We start from the raw sequence: 25651 nt of genomic DNA, 5'->3' as shown, positions 1-25651 counted from the left end.
CTGCACCGGTACCCGCCGGGGAAGCCGGCAAAAATATCCCTGACATTCCTTCATAAATCTGTCATAAAACTGTCTCATAATGTGCCGCGTATACCGGAAGAATCCGGAAATATCCTCTGGAGAAACAATGGCTAAACGCATTCTTGTCGTGGAAGATGAAGCTCCAATCCGTGAAATGTTATGTTTTGTGCTGGAGCAGAATGGTTACCATCCCATCGAAGCCGAAGATTATGACAGCGCGGTGAAGCAACTGATTGAACCCTGGCCCGACCTGATCCTGCTTGACTGGATGCTCCCGGGGGGCAGTGGTATTCAATTGATTAAATATATTAAAAAAGAAGCCATGACCCGTGATATTCCGGTGGTGATGCTGACGGCCCGCGGAGAAGAGGAAGATCGTGTCCGTGGTCTGGATGCGGGGGCTGATGACTATATTACTAAGCCTTTTTCTCCCCGGGAGCTGATTGCCAGGATAAAAGCAGTGATCCGTCGTATTTCTCCGATGGCCGATGATGAACTTATCGATATTCAGGGGCTGACATTAGACCCGACCTCTCATCGGGTGATGGCCGGCGAAACCCCGCTGGATATGGGGCCGACAGAATATAAACTCCTGCACTTTTTTATGACCCATCCCGAACGTGTTTACAGTCGTGAGCAATTACTGAATCACGTCTGGGGAACGAATGTTTACGTGGAAGACAGGACCGTGGATGTGCATATCCGCCGGTTGCGTAAAGCGCTTGAAATCAGTGGTCATGAACGTATGGTTCAGACTGTCCGTGGCACCGGTTACCGGTTTTCAGCCCGTTTCTGACAGGAGTGTGACTTTTGCTGGATAAACTTTCGTGGCGTACCCTGTTGTCAGAATTCTTTCTTGTCTGCGTTGCAGGGGGCATTGTCGGCCTGGTGAGCGGGTATCCGGGCGGGTGTCTGTTTCTGGCCGTCGCCCTTTTACTTTTCTGGCATTTCTTTCAACTGATGCGCCTGTCCCATTGGTTATGGGTGGATAAAAGTATGACCCCCCCGACCGGTAAGGGGAGCTGGGAACCGCTGTTTCACGGTCTGTATCTGATGCAGGCACGTAACCGGCACCGTCGCCGTGAACTGCGAAGCCTGATCAAACGCTTCCGAAGTGGCGCTGAGTCGCTGCCGGATGCACTGGTGCTGACCACCGAAGAGGGGAATATCTTCTGGTGTAACGGGCTGGCTCAGGAATATCTGGGTCTGCGCTGGCCGGAAGATAGCGGACAAAATATTCTTAATCTGCTGCGCTACCCCGAATTCAGTCGTTATTTACAGACTGCCGATTTTGAAAAACCTCTGACGCAGTTACTGAATAATGGCCGTCATATGGAGTTCAGAATTGTGCCTTATACTGAAGGCCAATGGATGATCAGTGCAAGGGATATGACGCAGATGCGCCAGCTCGAAAATATGCGCCGGCACTTTTTTGCCAATGTCAGCCATGAATTACGTACTCCGCTCACCGTGCTTCAGGGCTATCTGGAAATGATGGAAGATGACCAGATGAATGCGCCGTTGCGGATGAAAGCGGTAGGTACCATGCAGGAGCAGTCGCGGCGTATGGAGGGGCTTATCAGGCAACTGATGACCCTGACCCGGATAGAAGCTGCCCCTGCGATGAATATCCGGGAGGTCGTTGATGTCCCGGGAATGCTGTCGATGTTGCAACAGGAAGCCGATAGTCTGAAACATCCGGGGCAGGTGGTCAGTTTCTCGGTGGACAGCGACCTGCGGGTGTATGGTAATGATGAACAGTTGCGCAGCGCAATTTCTAACCTGGTTTACAATGCACTCAGTCATACTCCGGAAAATACCCGCATTGATATCGTCTGGCAGCGGGATGCGCAGGGCGCGCTCTTCTCGGTGACCGATAATGGCCCGGGGATCGCCGCTGAGCATATTCCTCATCTGACCGAGCGCTTTTACCGGGTGGATAAGGCCCGTTCCCGGCAGACCGGGGGCAGTGGCCTGGGCCTGGCGATTGTGAAGCATGCGCTGGGGCATCATGGCAGCCGGTTATCGGTTTCCAGTATTCCCGGAAAGGCGACCTGCTTTAGTTTTCAGCTTGCCTCCCGTCTGATTGTCGGCAAAGAAAGCCGTACTGATATATCGACGTCCTGATGACTTCCCCGGGGCGCGGTGTCTGCGTCCCGTCTCTTCTGTCATGTTCTCTCCGGGAAAATGAACTTTCCTGAAGTCACCAATGAAAAAAATTCATCTATACTGAAATTTCATCAATTGATGAGGAATTTTCCTCATGTCATGCTACAGAAAGATATTTAGCCGTCCGGATGGCTTTTTACTGCCAGTGGCCGGAACGGTAGCGGACCCGGAGAATAACAATGCAAAGAGAACACGCCCCATTTCGTGCAGAGACTGTTGGTAGTTTTTTACGCCCTGAATCCATTAAACAGGCTCGTTCAGAATTTGCGAACGGTACACTGGGCGCAGAAGAACTCAGAGAAATTGAAAATGCCGCCATCCTTGATGTGGTGGAGAAACAACGGGCAGCCGGTTTACAGGTCGTCACCGATGGTGAGTTTCGTCGTGCCTGGTGGCATTTTGACTTTTTTGAAGGGCTGGAAGGGGTAGAACCCTTTGAAGCCGCCCACGGTATTCAGTTCAAAGGGGTAGAAACCAAAGCCCGGGGCGTCCGTGTGACCGGGAAACTGGGGTTCAAAGACCATCCGATGCTGGAAGATTTCCGTTATCTGCAGAGTATTGCCGGTGATGCCGTGGCTAAAATGACCATCCCCAGCCCGAGCGTGCTGCATTTCCGTGGTGGCCGGGAATATATCGACGAAACGGTCTACCCGGATCTGAATGACTATTTTGATGATCTGGCTGCCACATGGCGCGAGGCGATCCATGCCTTTTACCAGGCCGGATGCCGTTATCTGCAACTCGATGATACGGTCTGGGCCTATTTATGTTCCGAAGACCAGAAAGCGCAGGTCCGTGCCCGTGGTGATGACCCGGAAGCGCTGGCGGAAACGTACGCCAGAGTCCTGAACCAGGCGCTGATTGGTAAACCCTCTGATCTCACCGTCGGATTGCATGTCTGTCGCGGAAATTTCCGTTCGACCTGGATTTCTGAAGGGGGTTATGAGCCGGTGGCCGAAGTTTTGTTTGGCCAGGTGAATGTCGATGCCTTCTTCCTGGAATATGACAATGAGCGTTCAGGAGGGTTTGAACCGCTGCGTTTTATCCGCCCCGGACACCAGCAGGCGGTGCTCGGTCTGATCACCACCAAAAACGGCACCCCGGAAGATCCTGCACAGGTGAAAGCCCGTATTGCAGAAGCTGCGCAATTTCTCAGTATTGAACAACTCTGCCTCAGTCCGCAGTGCGGTTTTGCTTCCACCGAAGAAGGGAATAGCATCACTGAAGACGAGCAATGGCAGAAAATCCGCAGTGTGGTGGCGATTGCCGGAGAAGTCTGGTAGCCCCGGAAAGTCTCTGCCGGAAAGGCGCGGGTTCCGCGCCTTTTCTTTGCCTGTCATATGAAAAATGTATATATCCTTATGCTCAGTTCAAATAATAAACACATCATCCCCGCCTGCTTGCTGTAAAAACCGTGATATTCACTGCCTTTCTGAGTAAATATGGCATTTCCTACTGGTTTGGCGATCCGTTATTGCCTTTCATCGCTATAAAAGTTTTACTTATGACCGTTATCATCAAATCCTCTGGTGAAAAATAATAAACTGAATATTTCGCTGCTTTCAGTCCGGCGCCCGGCAGGGCGTCAGTATCAGGTGAAAAATTATTCGTGGATGGATGATAACCAAACCCAACTTCCTGCTTCTGTCAGCACATGATGTGCAGAGTGATTTATGACTAAACAATTAACGACTAAAGATATCCTTGCGCTGGGCTTTATGACTTTTGCCCTGTTTGTTGGCGCCGGCAATATAATCTTCCCGCCGATGGTAGGTGTTCAGGCCGGAGAACATGTCTGGACGGCTGCCGGTGGTTTCCTTATTACTGCCGTCGGACTACCGGTGCTGACGGTCATTGCCCTGGCTCGTGTGGGGGGCGGTATTGATGCCCTCAGCTCGCCTATCGGGAAAGTGGCGGGCCTGGTGCTGGCGACAGTCTGTTACCTCGCTGTCGGTCCACTGTTTGCGACACCGCGTACCGCGACTGTCTCTTTTGAAATCGGAATTGCGCCGCTGGCCGGTGACGGGGCAATGCCTTTATTCATTTACAGCCTGATCTATTTTGCGCTGGTCATTCTGATTTCTCTCTATCCGGGGAAACTGCTGGATACCGTAGGGCACTTTCTGGCGCCGCTGAAAATTGTGGCACTGGCTATCCTGGGTGTGGCGGCGATGCTCTGGCCGGCGGGCGGTGAAATCCCGGCAGTCGATGTCTATCAGACGGCAGCATTTTCGAACGGTTTTGTTAACGGTTACCTGACCATGGATACGCTTGGCGCACTGGTCTTCGGTATTGTTATCGTCAATGCGGCACGTTCACGCGGCATTGAAGAAGCCGGTCTGCTGACCCGCTATACCATGCTGGCAGGAATTATTGCCGGTATCGGCCTGACGCTGGTCTATCTGGCGCTGTTCCGTCTCGGGTCCGGCAGTGGTCACCTGGTGCCGGCTGGCGCTAACGGTGCGACTATCCTGCATGCGTATGTGCAACATACCTTCGGCGGGGCAGGCAGCCTGTTCCTGGGTGCCTTAATCTTTGTTGCCTGTATGGTCACTGCGGTCGGACTGACCTGTGCCTGTGCTGAGTTTTTTGCACAGCTACTGCCGCTTTCCTATCGTGCGCTGGTCTTTATTCTGGGCGGCTTTTCAATGCTGGTCTCTAACCTGGGACTGAGCCATCTGATCCAGTTATCTATTCCGGTACTGACCGCCATTTACCCGCCGTGCATTGTGCTGGTGGTACTGAGCTTCACTCTGCGCTGGTGGAACCGCAGCTCGCGGATTATTGCACCGGCAATGCTGGTCAGCCTGATTTTTGGTGCCATCGATGCGATTAAAGGCAGCGAATTTAAAGACTTGTTACCGGGATTCTGTCAGAATCTGCCGCTGGCCGACCAGGGACTGTCATGGCTGCCACCGACACTCGTCATCCTGGTGGTTTGTGTGGTCATTGACCGGATTAAAGGGAGTTATCCGGCAAAAGTACATCAGTAAACCGGAATACTGAAGTATAAACCACGGGCCTGCCCGTGGTTTTCTTTTTTACAGGTACAGGTCGTTATGCAAAAAACAAATACACTGCGTCGGGGGCTCAGCACCAGACATATCAGGTTTATGGCATTGGGTTCCGCTATCGGAACCGGGTTATTTTATGGCTCGGCGGATGCTATCCGTATGGCGGGACCGAGTGTTCTGCTGGCCTATATTATCGGTGGTGCTGTCGCCTATATTATTATGCGCGCACTGGGTGAGATGTCGGTAAATAATCCGAATGCCGGTTCCTTTTCCCGTTATGCCAGGGATTACCTTGGCCCGATGGCGGGGTATATTACGGGCTGGACTTACTGCTTTGAAATTCTGATCGTCGCCATCGCCGATGTCACCGCCTTCGGAGTGTATATGGGCGTGTGGTTCCCGGAGGTGCCTCACTGGATATGGGTACTCAGTGTGGTGCTGATCATCGGTGCCATCAATATGATGAGCGTAAAGGTGTTCGGTGAGCTTGAGTTCTGGTTCTCCTTCTTCAAAGTCGCCACCATTGTTCTGATGATCCTGGCAGGCCTGGGTATCATTATTTGGGGAATAGGTAACGGCGGTCATCCGACCGGTATCAGTAACCTGTGGAGCCATGGCGGTTTCTTTGCACACGGACTCACCGGAATGCTGCTGTCTTTACAGATGGTGATGTTTGCTTACGGCGGGATTGAGATTATCGGGATCACCGCCGGTGAAGCGGACAAACCGGAAAACACGATCCCCAAAGCTATCAACTCCGTTCCCTGGCGTATTCTGGTATTTTACGTCGGTACGCTGTTTGTCATTATGTCCATCTATCCGTGGGATCAGGTAGGGACCAATGGCAGTCCGTTTGTCCTGACCTTCCAGCACCTGGGAGTCGCCGCCGCCGCCGCGGTACTGAACTTTGTGGTGATCACCGCCTCGCTATCGGCGATTAACAGCGATATCTTCGGGGTCGGTCGTATGCTGCATGGCATGGCTGAACAGGGGGATGCGCCTAAGATGTTTACCGCGGTCTCTAAACGCGGTACCCCATGGCTGACGGTGGTGGTGATGATGGTCGCTCTGCTGATTGCCGTATTGCTGAACTACCTGATGCCGGAAAAAGTCTTCCTGGTCATTGCCTCGCTGGCAACCTTTGCCACGGTCTGGGTCTGGATCATGATTTTGCTGGCGCAGATTGGTTTCCGTAAGAAACTGGGCGCGGAAGGTCGCAGCCAGATCAAGTTCCCGTTACCGGGGGGCTCAGTGATGTCTGTTATCGGGATCCTGTTCCTGGTGTTTATTATAGCGCTGATTGGTTACTTCCCGGATACCCGGCTGTCACTTTATGCCGGAGCGATTTGGGTGGTATTACTGCTGTTAAGTTATCGTCTGTTTAAGAAGAAAAATATCGTCTCTTCACAAGGCTAATCAGCCCGCCGGACCGGGGTTTCCCGGTCCGGCCGTCAGTTAATGCGCTGAGGTCTCCCCGGCAGGGGGACGTGCTGTGGCAACCGCACCGGCTAACCCTCCTCCCAAAGCCCGCATATCACTTCCCGTCGGATGCTGAAATACCTGCAGACTGAACGCCGGAAGTGCGGCATAAATATAATCGAAAATATCACTCTGAATATTCTCGTATTCACCCCAGACGGTTGTGTTAGTAAAGGCATAAATCTGAATCGGTAATCCACTGTCTGTCGGTGCCAGTTGCCGGACCATCAGGGTCATATCCTGGCGGATCCGCGGATGATTACGCAGCCAGTTTTCCAGCCAGATCCGGAAGGTTCCCACATTTGTCAGTGCCCGGTAATTGAGGGCAGAGGCACTGCCTTCGGCATTTTTCTTATTCCACTCGGTGACTTCCTGGCGCTTTTGGTTCATATAGGGCACCAGAAAATGGGCCTGACTGAGCTGTTCAGCTTCCTGCTCTGAAAGAAAATGGATACTGGTCGCATCGATATTCAGGCTGCGCATGATCCGGCGGCCGCCGGACTCTGACATGCCACGCCAGTTCTTAAAGGAATCTGAAATCAGCGCATAGGCGGGGATGGTCACGATAGTGTTATCAAAGTTCTGAACCTTCACGGTGGTCAGGTTGATATCTATAACGGAACCGTTAGCACCGTACTTTGGCATATCCAGCCAGTCATTCAGCTTCAGCATATCATTGGCGGCAAGCTGGATCCCTGCAACCAGGCCGAGGATAGGATCTTTGAAGACCAGCATCAGGACTGCGGTCATTGCGCCCAGTCCGGTCAGTAACACTCCCGGAGATTTCCCGAGCAGCACGGAAATCATCAGAATGCTGATAAGGATAGCGGCGACCAGCTTAACACTTTGCAGAATGCCCCTCAGCGGGAGTTGCCGGGCCAGCATGCTGCGGGCAGTGACCGACTGCACCACATCCAGCAGTGAAAACCCGATCAGCAAGGTGAACAGGATCATCCAAAGCTGAACCGCCGTCATTAATGTGCTGAACAGCGCCGAGTTGCTGTCCAGGCAGGCCTGGATCAGCAGTTGAAATAAAATTCCCTGTAACAGCCAGGCGACACGGTGAAACAGCTTATGGCGCAGTAACGCCTTTGGCCACTGGTACGGGCTTGCTTCCGCACGTCGCTTGAACATCGGCAACATCAATTTATGCAGCAGAAGGTGTATGACCAGTGAAATAAACACGATGGCGACCAGTACCGCGACGACCGACAATGCATTGGTGTAATGTGTCAGGCCCAGTGACTGCAGCCATTCGATGATTTGCTGTTGCATAAAGCTCCCTGCGTTAATGATCTCAACTATATTAGCTTAAGGCTTTCAGCAGGGGAGTGCGAATGACAAACAAAAATTGGGGCCGCTAATACAAATCTTTACCTACAGGCGGCCGGGGCCTGCGATGCGGCCCAGGAGATAACGTCAGGCCATCCCTATCGGGTGATAGCCCTGCCACTGAGGTGGGGTAAGTTTCCCCTGCGTATCACCGCCGGATACAGATATCTGCCATTAACGGACTCAGGCGGTAGGCAGTGATCAGGGATACAGTTTCGCCGGGCCCGGGCACAGGAGTTCCCCTCAGAACACCATAAGCGTCGGCGGTGACAAATAGATTGCGTCTGAATTGTGCCGATCGGCAGCAAAACGATAATAAGCGGCGGGCAAAACGGAGGTTATTACCGGCAGAGGCTGGCAGAGGATAAGGCAGGGGAGAGCAAAAAAATAACCCGCCGCAGCGGGTTATTTCAGCAAGGTAACTTACAGCTTGCCGGCGTTTGCGGTCAGGTATTTCGCAACACCTTCCGGAGACGCGCCCATACCTTCCTGGCCTTTTTCCCACTGTGCAGGGCAGACTTCGCCGTGCTCTTCGTGGAACTGCAGCGCATCAACCATACGCAGCATTTCGTCAACGTTACGGCCCAGTGGCAGATCGTTAACCACCTGGTGACGAACCACACCGTCTTTGTCGATCAGGAAAGAGCCACGCAGAGCAACGCCTGCATCCGGATGTTCGATGCCATACGCCTGCTGAATTTCACGTTTAATGTCAGCAACCATCGCATATTTCACCGGACCAATACCGCCATCATTGATAGGGGTGTTACGCCATGCGTTATGGACGAACTCGGAGTCGAAAGAAACACCAACGACTTCCACACCGCGTTTTTCAAACTCAGCATAACGCTTATCAAAAGCGATTAATTCTGAAGGACATACAAAAGTGAAGTCCATTGGCCAGAAAAACAGGACGGCAGGTTTACCTGCAATGTGTTTTTTAAAGTTGAAATTCTCAACAATTTCACCATTGCCCAGTACGGCTGCTGCCGTGAAGTCAGGGGCCTGACGGGTAACCAGTACCATAATCACTCCAATCGGTTAAGGGATTAACAACAACACACCACAGAGGTATGTCATTTTCTGTAGATTATCATCGTTTCATTTGCTGACAAGAGTATGACAGCCGAAACGTGCTTTTACAGCCTTTTTTCTGTTGCAAGTTGCATAAGGCGCGGATAAAAAACAGAAAATAACGCATCCAGTGCTGAATAATTCTCCACAAAATCCTGATAAGAATGACGTAACTGGTCGAGTTTCGGGCGACGGTTCGCCATGCCGTTCAGCACCAGCTCCAGCCGTTCCGGCTGACCGTATTTTTCCAGCCAGCGTTCCGGCCACATCAGTTGGTTGAGTTTGCGAAAAGAGTCAGACGTATCAGGCAGAAACGGGCGGATTTGCCGTTCGGCCTGCCGGCAAAAGGTACTTAGCGGGGTTGCCGGACAGTAATGATCCCAATGGCGGGCCAGAAAATGGTCCCAGATGACATCCAGGGTTATCGGGGCGACACGGCGGGTCTCCTCCCGGAAGAGCAGGCGGGCAGCACGGACTTCCGGTAACGCATCGGTCAGGCTATCCAGCCGGCGATGCAGACGGATACCTTCAGCGGTGGCGCTATCCCATTGGGTGTCCGGATCACCGCGGACAAAGTCGGCCATCAGGTTCCCGAGCAGCGAGCTTTCGGCCAGTGTGGCCAGGTGCAGATGTGCAAGAAAATTCATAGGGTATTATAGGCCGAACTCCGACCTGACAGCCAGAGGTTCAGTAATCCCGGCTTTTCCGTTACACTATGCCGCCTGATTTTTTGCCCGGAATATTCCGCCATGCGCGTTGCTGATTTTAATTTTGAACTGCCTGAGTCACTGATTGCCCATTACCCGCGGGCAGAACGAAGCAGCTGCCGCCTGCTGTCCCTCGACGGCCCGACAGGCGAGCTCACCCACGGGGTGTTTACCGATGTGCTGGAAAAACTGCATGCCGGTGATTTACTGGTGTTCAACAACACCCGGGTGATCCCGGCCAGAGTCTTCGGACGCAAAGCCAGTGGCGGTAAGATAGAGATGCTGGTCGAGCGGGTGCTGGATGAGCACCGGGTGCTGGCCCATGTTCGTGCTTCAAAAGCGCCGAAGCCTGGCAGCGACTTGCTGTTAGGCGATGACGAAAGTGTGAAAGCCACCATGGTGGCCCGGCATGACACTTTATTCGAGATTGCTTTTGACGATGAACGTACCGTCCTGGAGATCCTGAATCAGGTCGGGCATATGCCCTTGCCGCCTTATATTGACCGCCCGGATGAAGAGTCTGATCGTGAACTCTACCAGACGGTCTACAGTGCCCGTCCCGGCGCCGTGGCAGCACCGACCGCTGGTCTGCATTTTGATGGTGGTCTGCTGGAGGCTCTGCGCGCGAAAGGCGTTGAAATGGCGTTTGTCACCCTGCATGTGGGTGCCGGTACGTTCCAGCCGGTACGGGTGGACAGTATTGAAGACCACATAATGCACTCGGAATATGCCGAAGTCCCTCAGGACGTGGTGGATGCTGTGCTGGCCTGTAAAGCCCGTGGCAATAAAGTGGTCGCCGTCGGAACGACCTCTGTGCGTTCTCTGGAGAGCGCCGCGCAGGCCGCCGGAGAGAGCCTGATCGCGCCGTTTTTTGATGATACGCAGATATTTATTTATCCGGGATATCAATATCAGGTGATTGATGCTTTGATCACCAACTTCCACCTGCCTGAATCCACGCTTATCATGCTGGTCTCCGCGTTTGCCGGTTACCGGAATACGATGCAGGCATATCAGCAGGCGGTCGCAGAGCAATACCGTTTCTTTAGTTACGGTGATGCGATGTTTATTACTAAAAATCCTCAGGCGGCTGAACAGCAGGTCGGGGAATAAAATGGCTGGCGTTTTCCGTCCGGAAACCGCCGCTGCTCAGATGTTTAACTCTTAACATCAGACTGTTTCTCTGGTGGAGGTTGTGTGAAGTTTGAATTAATTACTACCGAAGGTCGTGCCCGTCGCGGTCGTTTAGTATTCGATCGCGGTGTGGTCGAAACCCCGGCATTTATGCCGGTGGGCACCTATGGTACGGTCAAAGGAATGACGCCGGAAGAAGTCAAAGACACCGGAGCGCAGATTATCCTGGGGAATACCTTCCATTTATGGTTGCGTCCTGGTCAGGAAATCATGAAGTTACATGGTGACTTACACGACTTCATGCAGTGGCAGGGGCCTATCCTGACCGACTCCGGCGGTTTCCAGGTCTTCAGCCTGGGGGATATCCGTAAGATCACCGAGGCCGGGGTACATTTCCGTAACCCGATTAACGGAGATGCCATTTTCCTGGATCCCGAAAAGTCGATGGAAATTCAGTACGATCTCGGGTCCGATATCGTGATGATTTTCGATGAGTGTACGCCTTATCCTGCCGACCACGATTATGCGAAGCGCTCCATGGAAATGTCGCTGCGCTGGGCAAAACGTAGCCGGGACCGCTTTGATTCTCTCGGGAATAAAAATGCATTGTTCGGTATTATCCAGGGCAGTGTTTACGAAGATTTACGAGATGTCTCTGTTAAAGGACTGGTAGAGATAGGATTTGATGGGTACGCTGTGGGCGGTCTGGCTGTCGGTGAGCCGAAAGAAGATATGCATCGCATCCTTGAGCATGTGTGTCCGCAGATCCCTGAAGACAAGCCTCGTTACCTGATGGGCGTCGGAAAACCCGAAGACCTGGTTGAAGGCGTACGTCGTGGTGTCGATATGTTCGATTGCGTGATGCCAACACGCAACGCCCGTAATGGTCATCTGTTCGTGACCGACGGGGTGGTGAAAATCCGTAATGCTAAGCATAAAGATGATACCTCACCACTGGATGCAGAGTGTGATTGTTACACTTGTCGCCATTACACCCGTGCATATTTGCATCATCTGGACCGTTGTAATGAAATTTTAGGTGCAAGGCTGAACACTATTCACAATTTGCGTTACTATCAGCGTTTGATGGCCGGTTTACGTCAGGCGATTGAAGACGGTAATTTAGAGCAATTTGTCACTGATTTTTATCAAAGGAAGGGGAAAGACGTCCCTGCCTTAAACGTTTGACTATAAATCCAATGAGGGAAATTTAATGAGTTTTTTCATTTCTGACGCTGTTGCCGCTACGGGTGCCCCGTCCCAGGGAAGTCCGTATTCTATGGTGATCATGCTGGTCGTATTTGGATTGATCTTTTACTTCATGATTCTGCGCCCGCAGCAGAAGCGTTCTAAAGAACACAAGAAGCTGATGGACTCAATCACCAAAGGCGATGAAGTATTAACCAACGGCGGATTAGTGGGCCGCATCAGCAAAGTGTCAGAGACCGGTTATGTGGTTATTGCTCTGAATGATACGACTGAAGTCGTGATCAAACGTGATTTCGTGGCTGCCGTCCTGCCGAAAGGCACAATGAAGGCGCTGTAATTTTTTCTTCCCTAAGGGAATTGCCGTGTTAAACCGTTATCCTTTGTGGAAGTACATCATGCTGATCGTGGTTCTCCTTCTCGGTCTGCTGTATGCACTTCCCAACCTGTATGGTGAGGATCCGGCCGTGCAAGTCACTGGCGCGCGGGGTGCCGCCGCCAGTGAGCAAACGTTGGATCAGATCCAGAATATTCTCCGGCAGGACCATATCCAGAGTAAATCCATTGCCCTGGAAAATGGTGCCATTCTTGCCCGCTTTAATAATACCGATATCCAGCTCCGTGCCCGTGAAGCCCTGGTGAGCGGGTTGGGTGACAACTATGTTGTGGCTCTAAACCTGGCACCGGCAACCCCGGCCTGGATGGCAATGGTATCAGCAGAACCGATGAAACTGGGCCTGGACCTGCGTGGTGGTGTTCACTTCCTGATGGAAGTGGATATGGACACAGCACTGGGTAAGCTGCAGGAACAAAACTCCGACAGCCTGCGTAGTGATTTACGTGCTCAGAACATCCCGTACACCACTATCGGTAAAGCGGCCAACTATGGTGTCACCATCAGTTTCGCGAATGCCGCTGATCGTGATAAAGCCATCAGCTACCTCACCCCGCGTCACAGTGATTTAGTCATTAACTCTGCAGGAAATAACTCCCTGACCGCAGTCATGACCGATGCCCGGATGAGCGAAGCCCGTGAATACGCAGTTCAGCAGAACATTAATATTCTGCGTAACCGTGTGAATCAGCTGGGTGTGGCAGAGCCACTGGTACAGCGTCAGGGAACTGACCGTATCGTTGTCGAATTACCGGGTATCCAGGATACTGCGCGCGCTAAAGAGATCCTGGGCGCGACAGCAACGCTGGAGTTCCGTCCGGTCAACACCTCCGTTGATCCTGCGGCGGCAGCTCAGGGCCGTGTGCCGGGAGATTCTGAAGTTAAGATGACCCGTGATGGTCAGCCTGTGGTGCTGTACAAGCGTGTGATCCTGACCGGTGACCATATTACCGATTCCACGTCCAGTATGGATGAGTATAACCAGCCTCAGGTCAACATTTCCCTCGACAGTGCCGGCGGAAATATGATGTCTGATTATACCAAGGACAATATCGGTAAACCGATGGCAACCCTGTTTGTGCAGTACAAAGACAGCGGTAAGAAAGATGCCAAAGGTCGTGCGATTCTGGAAAAAGAAGAAGAAGTTATCAACGTGGCAAATATTCAGTCACGTCTGGGTAACAGCTTCCGTATTACCGGTATCAGCAATCCGAACGAAGCCCGTCAGTTATCGTTACTGCTGCGTGCCGGGGCACTGATTGCGCCGATTCAGATTGTTGAAGAACGCACTATCGGTCCGACCATGGGTCAACAGAACATTAATCAGGGTCTGCATGCCTGCCTGTGGGGACTGATTGCCTCTATCCTGTTTATGGTCCTGTACTATAAAAAGTTTGGTGTAATTGCCACGACAGCGTTGATTGCCAACCTGGTCCTGATTGTCGGGATAATGTCGCTGCTGCCGGGGGCAACCTTAACCATGCCGGGTATTGCGGGGATTGTGTTAACCCTTGCGGTCGCCGTCGATGCGAATGTGTTGATTAATGAACGCATAAAAGAAGAACTTCGTAATGGTCGCAGTGTGCAGCAGGCCATCCACGAAGGCTATCGCGGTGCGTTCTCCAGTATTGTAGATGCCAACGTTACGACGCTGATTACTGCAATCATCCTGTACGCCGTCGGTACCGGGTCCATTAAAGGATTTGCTATCACAACGGCCATCGGTGTTGCGACCTCCATGTTCACAGCAATTGTCGGGACACGTGCAGTCGTGAACCTGCTGTATGGCGGCAAACGTATCAACAAGCTGTCAATTTGAGGAGCGCGTAGTGGCACAGCAATATAGTGTTGAACAGTTAAATTATGGCCGTAAAGTCTATGACTTCATGCGCTGGGACTATCTGGCTTTCGCTATCTCCGGGATCCTGCTGATAGCGTCTATCGTCGTCATGGGTGTCCGCGGATTTAACTGGGGTCTGGATTTCACCGGCGGTACGGTGATTGAAATTACTCTGGAGAAACCCGGTGAGCTGGATATCATGCGTCAGGCATTACAACATGCCGGATTCATGGAGCCGGAAGTCCAGAACTTTGGCAGCAGCCGTGATGTGGTAGTTCGCTTATCCCCGAATGCCGGAAATGTCGGGCAGGAGCTGGGGGAGAAAGTCGTTTCTGTCATTAATCAGGCGACCAGCCAGACGGCGATAGTGAAACGCATCGAGTTTGTCGGACCGAGTGTCGGTAGTGATCTCGCCCAGTCAGGGGCGATGGCACTGCTTGTCGCGTTGATCTGTATCCTGGTGTATGTCGGTTTCCGTTTTGAGTGGCGACTGGCTCTGGGGGCGGTACTGGCGCTGGCGCACGATGTAGTGATTACGATGGGGGTTCTGTCGTTATTCCATATCGAAATTGATCTGACCATTATCGCCTCTCTGATGTCGGTTATCGGTTACTCTCTGAACGATAGCATCGTGGTTTCTGACCGTATTCGTGAGAACTTCCGTAAGATCCGCCGCGGAACACCGTATGACATCGTTAACGTTTCACTGACGCAGACTCTGAGCCGAACCATTATGACCTCAGCAACCACCCTGGTGGTAGTACTGATGTTGTTCCTGTTCGGTGGTGAATTACTGCGTGGCTTCTCGCTGACCATGTTAATCGGTATCACTATCGGTACAGTGTCATCTATCTATGTGGCATCTGCACTGGCACTGAAGCTGGGCATGAAGCGTGAACATATGCTGGTTCAGAAAGTTGAAAAAGAGGGTGCGGATCAGAAATCGTTGTTACCGTAATACGATTTCCCGTCATTACTCTGAAAAAGGCAGCCCGTTGCGGGCTGCCTTTTTTATTTCCCGTGACCGGTCCTGAATAGCGTTGACACGTTCCTGATCTTCTTGCGGAGAGCGTGACAGAGGAACGGTATTACCCGCTTCATGACAGTTGCCGGTAACTGCTGGCAGAACGAATAAACGGTGGATGACCACCCAACGCATCGGAAAACAGAGAGTTAAAAAACGCTAACCCGCTGGCCAGTTTTAGTTGGACACTACAGCTCCGTTAGGTTTCAGGCACAATACTCAACATACTCTCTTTTAACATACGCCTGTAGCAATAAAGCTCACATAGCAGGCTTCGGTTAAAAAACTCACCGATGTCGTCATTCAGCCTCTATAGTGTTACAGGCATCGCGAAGGATCTTCGTGTTGTCGTACCTGTCCAGTTTTCTGTGATTGATGTTTTCAAGTAGGGCATTGTTATGCTTTAGCGTCTTAAGTAGATATAACGTTTTTCTGTATATTTTCAGGGTATCCTTCTTAGGTTATGAGCCTATTTTTCGCCAGTATTTATTAATCCCCGAAAATGCCTGCCTGAAAAGAGCATAAAAGAAGGTTTTCCCCGGGTCATGACATCGACTTACTTAACATAAGCTCATCTATCACTAACCCAGACATTCTAAAATCAATGCATGTTGACATATCTATTTAACTTTTTAATATTGAATCATTATTTCAATAAAAGGTATTAAGGATGCAGGTAGAAATAGTATCGAACGTTACAGATTCTGATCGGGAAGAGCTTTTCAGCGGATTACGGAACTATAATAACCAATTCATTGATACGCGTGCATGGGGGCAGTTTGGCGCTTATTGCCGGAATGAGGCAGGGTTAATGGTAGGCGGACTGATTGCATCTAAGAAGGGGAAGTGGGTTTGTATCGATTACCTGTGGGTAAGCGAAGAGACCAGAGGCTCCGGCCTGGGAAGCATGCTAATGAAAGCGGCAGAGCAGGAGGGGAAGCGAACAGGTTGTAAGCATGGTTTAGTTGATACTTTTAGCTTTCAAGCGCTCCCGTTTTACGTGAAGCAAGGCTATCAACTTCAGATGAGCCTGCCCGATTTTCCGGATGAAGGAATTCAGAGGCATTATCTGACTAAAACAGATTTAACATAAGCCCTTCAGTTGAGTATAACGGCAATGGACGGCTTTTTCCTGACATAAATACCCTCTGACCACATCAGATATCTGTAAGGGGCCGATAGGTATTTCGATCACTCATCCGTTTGCCACTCATCGAAATGAGGTACTCCCTTATTTTCTTTTAGCCATGAAACATCATGTGAACACCAAATATGAGAAATAACTGTATCAGGGGGAGCCTCGTCTAAAGTGGCTACACGTAGTATCACATGATCTTGAGACACACGCTCCGCCATAAGATGAGAGCCGCAAACCGAACAAAAGTGGCGAACTTTTCCAGCGGAAGATTCATAGGAGTTTAAATATTCAATTCCTTCAAGCCACCTGAAATGTTCTCGTTTAACCCCGGCAGTTGGAGCATAAGGAGCCGCATGCGCCTTTCTGCATGTATTACAATGGCAATTGACTATCCCATTAATTAACGCATCACACTCATAATGGATACTTTTACAAAGGCAACTTCCTTTCATTTTCACCCTTAAATTTCCCCTTTCTGGTATCTGATTCTTACCATAGATTTTGTTGTAAGGTCTCTCATTATTCAGTCCGTTTAACATAAGCCTTATTGCGCTCACCGCTTAAACGGCTTTATAGCGATTTCGGGGCATAGTCCATAATACAAAACGCCTGATAAGATTCATCAGGCGTTTTACCGTCAGAAAACGGTCAACCGATATCAGGACTCGTCTCCCCGTTAGCGGGGGCGCGTCACTGCGGCTGAAATTTCCGGCATAAACTGATGAACATTGACCACCAGCACCTGGTCACCTTTAAGCCTGACTTCCGGCAGAATAAAGCGGGCCTGTTCAGACGGTGCCAGCGGGACAGCCCGCTGTAGTACCTGGCGTTTCAGAATAACCGGCACAGCATTCCGGTATCCTTCCTTAGCAGAAACTACCGCCAGTTCGGCTGTGATGGTAAAAGGGGGCAGCGACCCGGTCTGCTGGTTTTTGACCAGCAATACCGGCAAGCCCCCGGGGCTTACCGGGGCCAGCCGGGTCAGCACCTTACCTTGCGCGGTAATGAGAGACACCGGGCTGTCCGCCAGAGGCAGTAGCCAGGCACCGCGGGTGGACGCCGCATTGAGCTGCCGCTGATAAGTGACGGCCTCTGACTGGGCGGATAACCGGCTCAGATCCCGGTTTAGCTGACCGACACTGTCGGTCAGCCGTGCCGGGGGCTGTGACGAACTGCATCCCGCAAGTAATAATGAAACGGCAATGATGCTGAGACGGGTACTCTTCATGCGGATATTATGCCTGTGGAATACGCAGTGCCTGGCCCGGATAAATTTTGTCCGGGCTTGTCAGCATAGGCTTGTTCGCTTCAAAGATTTTGTTGTACTGGTTAGCATCTCCGTAAACCTGCTTAGAGATAGCACTCAGTGTGTCTCCGGATTTTACGGTATAGATTGTCGGGGTAGTTTCCGGGCCGCTGGTGCTGACCTGGTCATCCACATGGGTGATCCCTGCCACGTTACCGACGGCAACCAGGATTTTTTCTTTCAGTTCCTGGCTCAGGCCATCACCGGTCACGGTTGCTGTCCCGTCATTAACACTGACATTCACTTTATCGCTGTCAGGAATGCCCAGCTTTTTTAAATGATCCTGGATTTTGCTGCCATCATCGGCAGAGACGGAATCCCACAGTTTTTCACCCGCTTCTTTAACAAAACTAAATAAACCCATACTCATTGACTCCTGATTTTTTTGTGAATATTTACGATAAACACATTAAGCATAGTCGTAAACAGAGATAAAGAATAACGTGGTTGCGGCAAAATGAAAGTCACCGCACGTGAATACATTTAGTTAACGATGTCTTCGCGTTACACTAGACTGAATGATTACTTAAGCTTGGGAATAATTCGATGCATTGTCCGTTTTGCGCAGCCGTAGATACCAAGGTCATAGACTCCCGGCTGGTCAGTGAGGGGTCGTCGGTACGCCGTCGTCGTCAGTGTCTGGTCTGCCATGAGCGGTTTACCACGTTTGAGGTCGCGGAACTGGTGATGCCAAGAGTGGTAAAAAGTGACGATGTGCGTGAACCCTTTGACGAAGATAAACTGATGCGCGGCATGATGAAAGCACTGGAAAAGCGTCCGGTGAGTTCGGACGCGCTGGACAGTGCAGTTCACCGGATTAAAGCACATCTGCGGGCCACCGGAGAGAGAGAAGTGCCCAGTAAAATGCTGGGTAATCTGGTGATGGATGAGCTGAAAATGCTGGATAAAGTGGCTTATATTCGCTTTGCCTCTGTGTATCGCAGTTTCGAGGATATCCGCGAGTTCGGCGAAGAAATTGCCCGGTTACAGGATAAACGTGAATGACTGATCAGGTATTTATGGCCAGGGCGCTGGAACTTGCCAGACGGGGCCGCTTTACCACCGCACCGAACCCGAATGTCGGGTGTGTGATTGTCCGTGACGGGCAGATTGTCGGGGAAGGGTGGCATCAGCGGGCCGGGGAGCCTCATGCGGAAGTCCATGCCTTGCGTGCCGCCGGAGAGGCAGCGCGCGGCGGCACGGCTTATGTCACGCTGGAGCCATGCAGCCATTTTGGCCGGACCCCTCCCTGTTGTGATGCCTTAATTGCGGCCGGAGTCTCCCGTGTGGTTGCGGCGATGCAGGATCCGAATCCGGAAGTGGCAGGCCGGGGGCTGTATCGGCTGCGCCAGGCCGGGATTGAGGTCAGTCATGGTCTGATGCAACAGGAAGCGGAAGCCCTGAACCGTGGTTTTCTGAAGCGTATGCGTACCGGATTTCCGTGGCTACAGTTGAAACTGGGGGCTTCGCTGGATGGCAGAACGGCCATGGCGAGCGGCGAAAGCCAGTGGATCACCTCCGATGCCGCCCGCAGGGATGTGCAGCAGTTCCGCGCACAGAGTCATGCCATTCTCAGCACGGCGAAAACGGTTATTGCGGATAATGCCGCGCTCACCGTGCGTGCCGGTTCACTGGACAGTCAGACGCTGGCGGCCATCGGCGGAGAAGCCTGTCTTCGCCAGCCCATCCGCGTAATAGCCGACCGGCAGCAGCAATTACAGCCAGCACAGTCGGTGTTTTCCGGGCCAGGCGAAACCTGGCTGATACGTTCCCGCCCCGACGGGGAATGGCCTGACACGGTGAAGCAGATAGTGGTGCCGGAACACAACGGCGGGTTTGATCTCGTCGCGCTGATGATGCAGTTAGGCCGCCAGCAGATCAACAGTGTCTGGACCGAAGCCGGGGCGACCCTGGCCGGTGCTCTGATACGTGCCGGGGTGGTGGATGAATTAATTGTTTACCTGGCGCCGAAGCTTCTCGGTAATGAAGCCCGCGGGCTCTGTGCCTTACCGGGGCTTACCCGGCTGGCCGAGGCCCCGGCATTTTGTTTTGAGGATGTTCGCCGTATCGGTGATGACTTACGGGTTATTTTACGCCCGGAATGAGAGTTTGCGCAAAAGCGAGAGCAGAGCGCGAAAGAGTATGCTAAAATTCGCCCCCCTTGCCGGGCGACCCGACTTTTACCTGAAAGGAAGTGTATGAAAATTATCGAAGCTGCTGTAGCAACGCCTGAAGCTAACGTTGCCATTGTCATTGCCCGTTTTAATAATTTTATCAATGACAGTCTGCTGGACGGTGCTATCGATGCGCTGAAACGTATTGGTCAGGTGAAAGATGAAAATATTACCGTCGTCTGGGTACCCGGAGCTTACGAATTACCTCTGGCTGCGCGCGCGCTGTGCAACACCGGCAAATATAACGCGGTGATCGCGCTTGGCACGGTGATCCGTGGCGGAACAGCGCACTTTGAATTTGTGGCCGGGGAAGCCAGTTCAGGGATTGCCAGCGTGGCAATGAACAGTGACATTCCTGTCGCCTTCGGAGTGTTAACGACCGAAAATATCGAGCAGGCTATTGAGCGTGCCGGTACTAAAGCGGGTAATAAAGGTGCCGAAGCGGCACTGACCGCACTTGAAATGATTAATGTATTAGAAGCTATTAACGCCTGATCTTAAGGGGAATTTTGTGAAACCTGCTGCTCGCCGCCGTGCCCGGGAGTGTGCCCTCCAGGCACTCTATTCCTGGCAGATATCCAATAATGACATTTCCGATGTGGAATACCAGTTTCTGGCGGAACAGGACGTCAAAGATGTTGATGTTAACTATTTCCGCGAAATACTGGCTGGTGTCGCGAACAACAGTGCCTATCTTGATGGTCTGATGCAGCCTTACCTGACCCGTCGTCTGGATGAACTGGGCCAGGTTGAAAAAGCCGCCTTACGTATTGCGCTGTACGAACTGAGCAAACGTGACGACGTGCCTTATAAAGTCGCTATCAATGAAGGCATTGAGCTGGCGAAGGTCTTTGGTGCCGAAGACAGCCATAAGTTTGTGAATGGCGTTCTGGATAAAGCAGCACCACAAATTCGTCCGAATCGTAAGTAATGATACTCAGGCCGGTTCTCCGGCCTTTTTTATATCAATAACGTACCTGCTTAGTGATCCCGCTTATGTCCTGTGGCGAATTTGAGCTCATTGCTCGTTATTTTAATCGTGTTACCAGCTCTCGTCGTGATGTTGTTAAAGGCATCGGAGACGATTGCGCTCTTCTTAATGTCCCTGAAAAAAAGACCCTGGCGATCAGTACCGATACGCTGGTGGAAGGGATACATTTCCTGCGTGATATCCACCCTTCAGACCTTGGTTACAAAGCCTTAGCGGTCAATCTCAGTGACCTTGCTGCCATGGGCGCAGATCCTGCCTGGCTGACACTGGCACTGACATTACCCTCTGTCGATGAAGAGTGGTTGCAGGCATTCAGTGACAGCCTGTTTGAACTTCTGAATTATTACGACATGCAATTGATTGGCGGGGATACCACCCGGGGTCCGCTCAGTATGACGCTCGGTATTCACGGGCTGATCCCGGAAGGGCGGGCGCTGAAACGTAATGGTGCGAAACCCGGAGACTGGATCTTTGTGACCGGAACCCTGGGGGACAGTGCCGCAGGGCTGGCGCTGTTGCAGCATCATGTCCGTACCGATGACCCGGCCATCTATGAGGCATTGATCAAGCGTCACCTTCGTCCGGTACCGCGTATTCTTCAGGGGCAGGCGTTAAGAGATCTCGCCACGTCAGCGATTGATATTTCGGACGGCCTGCTGGCAGACTTAGGCCATATTCTGAAGAACAGCCGGGTCGGTGCCAGAATTAATATTGATACCTTGCCACTTTCTACAGCACTGAAAGAAGGGTTTGGTAAAGAGCAGGCACAGCGCTGGGCACTCAGTGGCGGCGAAGATTATGAGCTATGCTTCACCGTACCGGAGATCAATCGGGGTGCGCTGGCGGTGTCCCTTGACCACCTGGGGGTTCCCTATCACTGTATCGGCCAGATTGCGCCGGAGAGTGAAGGGCTGGTTCTGCTGGATCAGGGTAAACCTGCCACGATACATGTGAAAGGATACGATCATTTTGGCCGGAAATAGACAGCAAGTCATCTCACGTCTGCGACTGACTAATCCGTGGCACCTGCTTGCCGTAGGTTTCGGTAGCGGGCTTAGCCCGGTGATGCCGGGGACGGCCGGGTCGCTGGCGGCGATACCGTTCTGGTATTTTCTGATCCAGTTACCGCAGGAACTCTATTATCTGATTGTGTTGCTGGGGATCTGTCTGGGCGTTTATCTCTGCCACAGAACCGCAAAAGATATGGGTGTTCATGATCACGGCAGTATTGTCTGGGATGAATTTATCGGTATGTGGATAACGCTGGTGGCGATCCCGAATCACCACTGGCAATGGATTGCGATAGGGTTCGTTGTTTTCCGCGTTTTCGATATCTGGAAGCCCTGGCCAATCCGCTGGTTTGACCGCAATGTCCGGGGAGGTATGGGGATCATGGTTGATGATATTGTCGCCGGGGTGATCTCTGCGGCGTTAATCTTTGCGGTAGCGCACTACTTTCCTGCATTCATTCCTTTCTGAGTCTTGTCCCAATCAGAAACGGGTCAGATTCGGCAAACCCGTTGCCGAATCTGACTTTCTGCTTACAGCGCCTGCCAGCGTTCGATAGCCGCCAGAATTCCCTCTGCATCCAGCCCCAGGTCATGACGAACTTCATCCTGAGTGCCCTGTGAAATAAAGCGGTCAGGCAGCCCCAGGTTCAGTACCGGTGTCATGCGACGTGCTGCCATCAGAATTTCATTCACTCCGCTACCGGCACCCCCGCTAATAGCACCTTCTTCCAGCGTCACCAGCATGTCGTGGCTTTCTGCCAGTTGCAGCACCAGAGCTTCATCCATAGGCTTCACAAAGCGCATATCAGCCAGGGTAGCATTCAGTGATTCGGCCACGCTTTCGGCTTCAGGCAACAGCGTCCCGAAGTTCAGAATAGCGATTTTTTCTCCCTGACGTTTCACGAGGCCTTTACCCAGCGGTAACTGTTGCAGCGGCTCACTTTCCAGCCCGCGACCATTACCCCGCGGATAGCGCACCGCACTTGGCCCCTGCTGATGGTGATAACCGGTATACAGCATGTTCCGGCATTCATTTTCGTCACTCGGGGTCATGATCACCAGGTCCGGAATACAGCGCAGGAAGGCAATATCGAAGGCGCCCTGGTGGGTCTGTCCGTCGGCACCGACAATACCTCCGCGGTCAATAGCAAACAACACCGGCAGTTTCTGAATAGCAACATCATGGATCAATTGATCGTAGGCACGTTGCAGAAAGGTCGAGTAAATCGCCACGACCGGTTTATAGCCGCCAATGGCCATGCCTGCGGCAAAGGTCACCGCATGTTGTTCGGCAATCGCGACATCAAAATATTGCTGCGGATATTCGCGGGAAAAACGGACCATCCCGGAGCCTTCACGCATCGCAGGGGTGATCCCCATCAGCTTATCGTCCTGTGCAGCCATTTCACACAGCCAGTCGCCGAAGATTTTGGAATAGGTGGGAATGCCGTCTTTGCTCTTAGGCAGCGCTCCGCTGGCCGGGTCAAACTTCGGTACCGCATGCCAGGCAATAGGATCCTGTTCTGCCGGTGCGTAGCCTTTCCCTTTACGGGTGATGATATGCAGAAATTGCGGGCCGCTCAGGTTACGCATATTGGTTAATGTACTGACCAGTGTCAGCACATCATGACCGTCGACCGGACCGATATAATTAAAGCCAAGCTCTTCGAATAATGTACCCGGGGAAACCATTCCTTTCAGGTGTTCTTCGGTACGTTTTACCAGCTCTTTGATTGGCGGCAGCCCGGTCAGAACGCGTTTGCCACTTTCCCGCAACCGTGAATAGGTTTTTCCGGAGAGGATTTGGGCCACCCGGTTATTCAGCGCCCCGACATTCTCTGAAATCGACATATCGTTATCGTTCAGGATCACCAGCATGTCCGGCTTAATATCGCCGGCATGGTTCATGGCTTCAAAGGCCATACCTGCGGTAATGGCACCGTCACCTATCACACAGACGGTGCGGCGTCCTGCGGCTTCTTTTTCTGCCGCTACCGCCATGCCCAGTCCGGCACTGATCGAGGTTGATGAATGACCAACACTCAGTACGTCGTGTTCACTTTCATCGCGCCACGGAAACGGGTGCAGCCCGTTTTTCTGACGGATAGTGCCGATACGGTCACGACGGCCGGTCAGGATCTTGTGCGGATATGCCTGATGACCGACATCCCAGACCAGATGATCGAACGGTGTATTGTAAACATAGTGCAGAGCGACCGTCAGTTCGACGACCCCCAGTCCGGAGGCAAAATGGCCGCTGGACTGGCTGACACTGTCGAGCAGGTATTGACGCAGCTCACCACACAGGGCAGGGAGCTTCTCTTTTGGCAATAGACGTAATTCCTGCACTGTGCTTGCCAGCGCCAGTGTCGGGTATTGGGTGGTATCAAAACTCATCAGTGACTCATTATGGATGTTATTTATCACGTTCAATTATATAACCCGCCAGCGCCTGTAATGAGGCGGTATCGAAAGATTTTTCGGCGAGCTTATCCAATGCATCCATGGCTTCCTGGCAGAGCAGGCGGGCCTTTTCGCGGGCCCCTTCAAGGCCAAGCAGGGCCGGGTAGGTGCTTTTCCCGAGGGCGATATCGGCCCCCTGGCGTTTACCGATAACCTCGGTGTCGCCGACAACATCGAGGATGTCATCCTGAACCTGAAAAGCCAGCCCGATAGAACTGGCATAACGATCAAGTTCCGGCAGCAACGGCAGGGCTTTTTCGCCGGCACAACAGGCACCTATTCTGACTGCCGCACGAATTAATGCGCCGGTTTTATGGCGATGGATAGTCTCCAGTGCCTCCAGACCGACGGATTTTCCTTCCGCGGCTAAATCCAGCGCCTGTCCGCCACACATACCTGCAGCGCCACTGGCGGTGGCGAGTTCGGAGATCATGGCCAGCCGGGTTTCTGCCGTGACGTCCTGCATCGGATGAGTACTCAGGGCAGTGAAAGCCAGAGTCTGTAAGGCGTCACCGGCCAGAATGGCGGTATCTTCACCAAAAGCGATATGACAGGTCGGTTGCCCCCGTCGTAATGCATCATCATCCATCGCAGGCAGATCATCATGGATCAATGAGTAGGCATGAATACATTCAATGGCCGCGGCAGGGATATCCAGCACCGGGAGCGGAACCCCCAGCATATGACCGGTAGCATAGACCAGAAACGGCCGCATACGCTTGCCGCCTAACAATACGCCGTGCTCCATGGCATTCACCAGTGGAGAACTCTGAAAGGGCAGGTCATTAAGTAATCGGGTTAATGTGTTATCCACCCGCTGACGATAGGTGGCCAGTAATATCGACAAATCCATTAGTGACTGTCCGGGGTGAAGGCATTCAGGCCGGCATTTTCATCCGGTTTCAGTAAGATCTGCACCCGTTGCTCGGCTTTCTGTAATGTTTGCTGGCCGGTTTTGGCAAGCTTTACGCCTTTTTCAAATTCGTTCAGGGCTTCTTCTAATGGCAATTCCCCCCCTTCCAGACGACGGACAATGCTTTCCAGCTCCTGCAGCGCTTGTTCAAAGCTGACAGAAGGTTCGGTTTTTTTAGGCATAGTAGACACCGGCTCAACGATTTATATATTCAATTGTAATCACTTATGGTAGCTGACCACAAACGATTAGCAAAATGATC

Annotated in this window: 26 protein-coding genes; 17 read left to right on the top strand and 9 right to left on the bottom strand. The window is 52.1% G+C overall.

Annotated features, from left to right (window positions below):
• Window positions 1–127 precede the first annotated feature (127 nt).
• From phoB to proY, 5 genes are all read left to right on the top strand, one after another.
• Window positions 128–817 (top strand): phosphate response regulator transcription factor PhoB, encoded by a 690-nt coding sequence (gene phoB, locus GTPT_RS14635; protein ID WP_025902513.1) that lies wholly within the window; start codon window positions 128–130, stop codon window positions 815–817.
• Window positions 818–831: 14 nt separating this feature from the next.
• A complete protein-coding gene (gene phoR / locus GTPT_RS14630) occupies window positions 832–2148 on the top strand; it encodes a phosphate regulon sensor histidine kinase PhoR (protein WP_025902512.1) in 1317 nt (438 codons plus the stop codon).
• 221 nt (window positions 2149–2369) lie between these two features.
• Window positions 2370–3473 (top strand): cobalamin-independent methionine synthase II family protein, encoded by a 1104-nt coding sequence (locus GTPT_RS14625; protein ID WP_029989963.1) that lies wholly within the window; start codon window positions 2370–2372, stop codon window positions 3471–3473.
• Window positions 3474–3863: 390 nt separating this feature from the next.
• Window positions 3864–5183, top strand: a complete 1320-nt coding sequence (gene brnQ / locus GTPT_RS14620; RefSeq protein WP_025902510.1) for a branched-chain amino acid transport system II carrier protein — start codon at window positions 3864–3866, stop codon at window positions 5181–5183.
• A gap of 66 nt (window positions 5184–5249) precedes the next feature.
• Entirely contained in the window at window positions 5250–6620 is a 1371-nt protein-coding gene (gene proY / locus GTPT_RS14615; protein WP_029989965.1) for a proline-specific permease ProY, read from the top strand.
• 39 nt (window positions 6621–6659) lie between these two features.
• On the opposite strand, the gene GTPT_RS14610 is transcribed toward proY, so the two are convergent.
• The 3 genes from GTPT_RS14610 to GTPT_RS14600 form a co-directional block, all read right to left on the bottom strand.
• The gene (locus GTPT_RS14610) at window positions 6660–7958 is read right to left on the bottom strand and encodes a mechanosensitive ion channel family protein (protein WP_051170723.1); all 1299 of its coding nucleotides are present in this window, start codon (window positions 7956–7958) and stop codon (window positions 6660–6662) included.
• 480 nt (window positions 7959–8438) lie between these two features.
• Window positions 8439–9041 carry a peroxiredoxin C gene (locus GTPT_RS14605; protein ID WP_025902507.1) on the bottom strand — a complete coding sequence of 201 codons (603 nt, stop codon included), beginning with the start codon at window positions 9039–9041 and terminating at the stop codon, window positions 8439–8441.
• A gap of 113 nt (window positions 9042–9154) precedes the next feature.
• Window positions 9155–9736, bottom strand: a complete 582-nt coding sequence (locus GTPT_RS14600) for an acyl carrier protein phosphodiesterase (protein ID WP_029989968.1) — start codon at window positions 9734–9736, stop codon at window positions 9155–9157.
• Window positions 9737–9838: 102 nt separating this feature from the next.
• Between GTPT_RS14600 and queA the strand changes: the two genes are divergently transcribed.
• From queA to GTPT_RS14565, 6 genes are all read left to right on the top strand, one after another.
• On the top strand, window positions 9839–10909 hold the full coding sequence (gene queA, locus GTPT_RS14595) for a tRNA preQ1(34) S-adenosylmethionine ribosyltransferase-isomerase QueA (protein ID WP_029989970.1): 1071 nt from the start codon (window positions 9839–9841) through the stop codon (window positions 10907–10909).
• Window positions 10910–10993: 84 nt separating this feature from the next.
• Window positions 10994–12118, top strand: a complete 1125-nt coding sequence (tgt, locus tag GTPT_RS14590; RefSeq protein WP_025902504.1) for a tRNA guanosine(34) transglycosylase Tgt — start codon at window positions 10994–10996, stop codon at window positions 12116–12118.
• Between the two features lie 25 nt (window positions 12119–12143).
• Entirely contained in the window at window positions 12144–12476 is a 333-nt protein-coding gene (gene yajC / locus GTPT_RS14585; protein WP_025902503.1) for a preprotein translocase subunit YajC, read from the top strand.
• Window positions 12477–12501: 25 nt separating this feature from the next.
• On the top strand, window positions 12502–14349 hold the full coding sequence (gene secD / locus GTPT_RS14580) for a protein translocase subunit SecD (protein ID WP_071780097.1): 1848 nt from the start codon (window positions 12502–12504) through the stop codon (window positions 14347–14349).
• 10 nt (window positions 14350–14359) lie between these two features.
• Window positions 14360–15328, top strand: coding sequence for a protein translocase subunit SecF (secF, locus tag GTPT_RS14575; RefSeq protein ID WP_025902501.1), 969 nt, complete (start codon window positions 14360–14362; stop codon window positions 15326–15328).
• A 736-nt stretch (window positions 15329–16064) separates the two neighbouring features.
• The gene (locus GTPT_RS14565; protein WP_029989974.1) at window positions 16065–16487 is read left to right on the top strand and encodes a GNAT family N-acetyltransferase; all 423 of its coding nucleotides are present in this window, start codon (window positions 16065–16067) and stop codon (window positions 16485–16487) included.
• Between the two features lie 98 nt (window positions 16488–16585).
• On the opposite strand, the gene GTPT_RS17175 is transcribed toward GTPT_RS14565, so the two are convergent.
• The 3 genes from GTPT_RS17175 to lysM all read right to left on the bottom strand — a co-directional run bounded on the left by GTPT_RS17175 (window position 16586) and on the right by lysM (window position 18202).
• On the bottom strand, window positions 16586–16984 hold the full coding sequence (locus GTPT_RS17175) for a GFA family protein (RefSeq protein ID WP_071780102.1): 399 nt from the start codon (window positions 16982–16984) through the stop codon (window positions 16586–16588).
• Window positions 16985–17208: 224 nt separating this feature from the next.
• Complete coding sequence (locus GTPT_RS16780) at window positions 17209–17760, bottom strand: DUF3251 domain-containing protein (RefSeq protein ID WP_051170724.1); 552 nt, start codon at window positions 17758–17760, stop codon at window positions 17209–17211.
• 7 nt (window positions 17761–17767) lie between these two features.
• Window positions 17768–18202, bottom strand: a complete 435-nt coding sequence (gene lysM, locus GTPT_RS14555; protein WP_029989977.1) for a peptidoglycan-binding protein LysM — start codon at window positions 18200–18202, stop codon at window positions 17768–17770.
• 182 nt (window positions 18203–18384) lie between these two features.
• Here lysM and nrdR point away from each other — a divergent pair, with 182 nt between their 5' ends.
• From nrdR to pgpA, 6 genes are all read left to right on the top strand, one after another.
• On the top strand, window positions 18385–18843 hold the full coding sequence (nrdR, locus tag GTPT_RS14550; RefSeq protein ID WP_025902498.1) for a transcriptional regulator NrdR: 459 nt from the start codon (window positions 18385–18387) through the stop codon (window positions 18841–18843).
• Entirely contained in the window at window positions 18840–19943 is a 1104-nt protein-coding gene (ribD, locus tag GTPT_RS14545; RefSeq protein WP_029989979.1) for a bifunctional diaminohydroxyphosphoribosylaminopyrimidine deaminase/5-amino-6-(5-phosphoribosylamino)uracil reductase RibD, read from the top strand. Before nrdR ends, ribD begins: the two co-directional genes overlap by 4 nt.
• A 93-nt stretch (window positions 19944–20036) precedes the next feature.
• The gene (gene ribH, locus GTPT_RS14540) at window positions 20037–20507 is read left to right on the top strand and encodes a 6,7-dimethyl-8-ribityllumazine synthase (RefSeq protein WP_025902496.1); all 471 of its coding nucleotides are present in this window, start codon (window positions 20037–20039) and stop codon (window positions 20505–20507) included.
• A gap of 16 nt (window positions 20508–20523) precedes the next feature.
• Window positions 20524–20943 (top strand): transcription antitermination factor NusB, encoded by a 420-nt coding sequence (nusB, locus tag GTPT_RS14535; protein ID WP_025902495.1) that lies wholly within the window; start codon window positions 20524–20526, stop codon window positions 20941–20943.
• Between the two features lie 65 nt (window positions 20944–21008).
• Window positions 21009–21986 carry a thiamine-phosphate kinase gene (thiL, locus tag GTPT_RS14530; RefSeq protein WP_025902494.1) on the top strand — a complete coding sequence of 326 codons (978 nt, stop codon included), beginning with the start codon at window positions 21009–21011 and terminating at the stop codon, window positions 21984–21986.
• Window positions 21973–22482: a phosphatidylglycerophosphatase A gene (gene pgpA / locus GTPT_RS14525; protein ID WP_025902493.1), complete on the top strand. Its 510-nt coding sequence runs from the start codon at window positions 21973–21975 to the stop codon at window positions 22480–22482. The genes thiL and pgpA overlap by 14 nt, the downstream gene beginning before the upstream one ends.
• Window positions 22483–22544: 62 nt before the next feature.
• On the opposite strand, the gene dxs is transcribed toward pgpA, so the two are convergent.
• Genes dxs through xseB form a run of 3 tightly spaced genes read right to left on the bottom strand, consistent with a single transcriptional unit; the run spans window position 22545 to window position 25571 of the window.
• A complete protein-coding gene (gene dxs, locus GTPT_RS14520; RefSeq protein WP_025902492.1) occupies window positions 22545–24410 on the bottom strand; it encodes a 1-deoxy-D-xylulose-5-phosphate synthase in 1866 nt (621 codons plus the stop codon).
• A 19-nt stretch (window positions 24411–24429) separates the two neighbouring features.
• Window positions 24430–25329, bottom strand: a complete 900-nt coding sequence (gene ispA, locus GTPT_RS14515) for a (2E,6E)-farnesyl diphosphate synthase (RefSeq protein WP_029989981.1) — start codon at window positions 25327–25329, stop codon at window positions 24430–24432.
• Entirely contained in the window at window positions 25329–25571 is a 243-nt protein-coding gene (gene xseB / locus GTPT_RS14510; RefSeq protein ID WP_025902490.1) for an exodeoxyribonuclease VII small subunit, read from the bottom strand. Before xseB ends, ispA begins: the two co-directional genes overlap by 1 nt.
• Window positions 25572–25651 lie beyond the last annotated feature (80 nt).

Source organism: Tatumella ptyseos ATCC 33301 (assembly GCF_000735525.1).
Lineage (GTDB): Bacteria > Pseudomonadota > Gammaproteobacteria > Enterobacterales > Enterobacteriaceae > Tatumella > Tatumella ptyseos.
The sequence above is the reverse complement of the archived record's forward strand: the minus strand, read 5'-3'. Positions and strand labels throughout refer to the sequence as shown.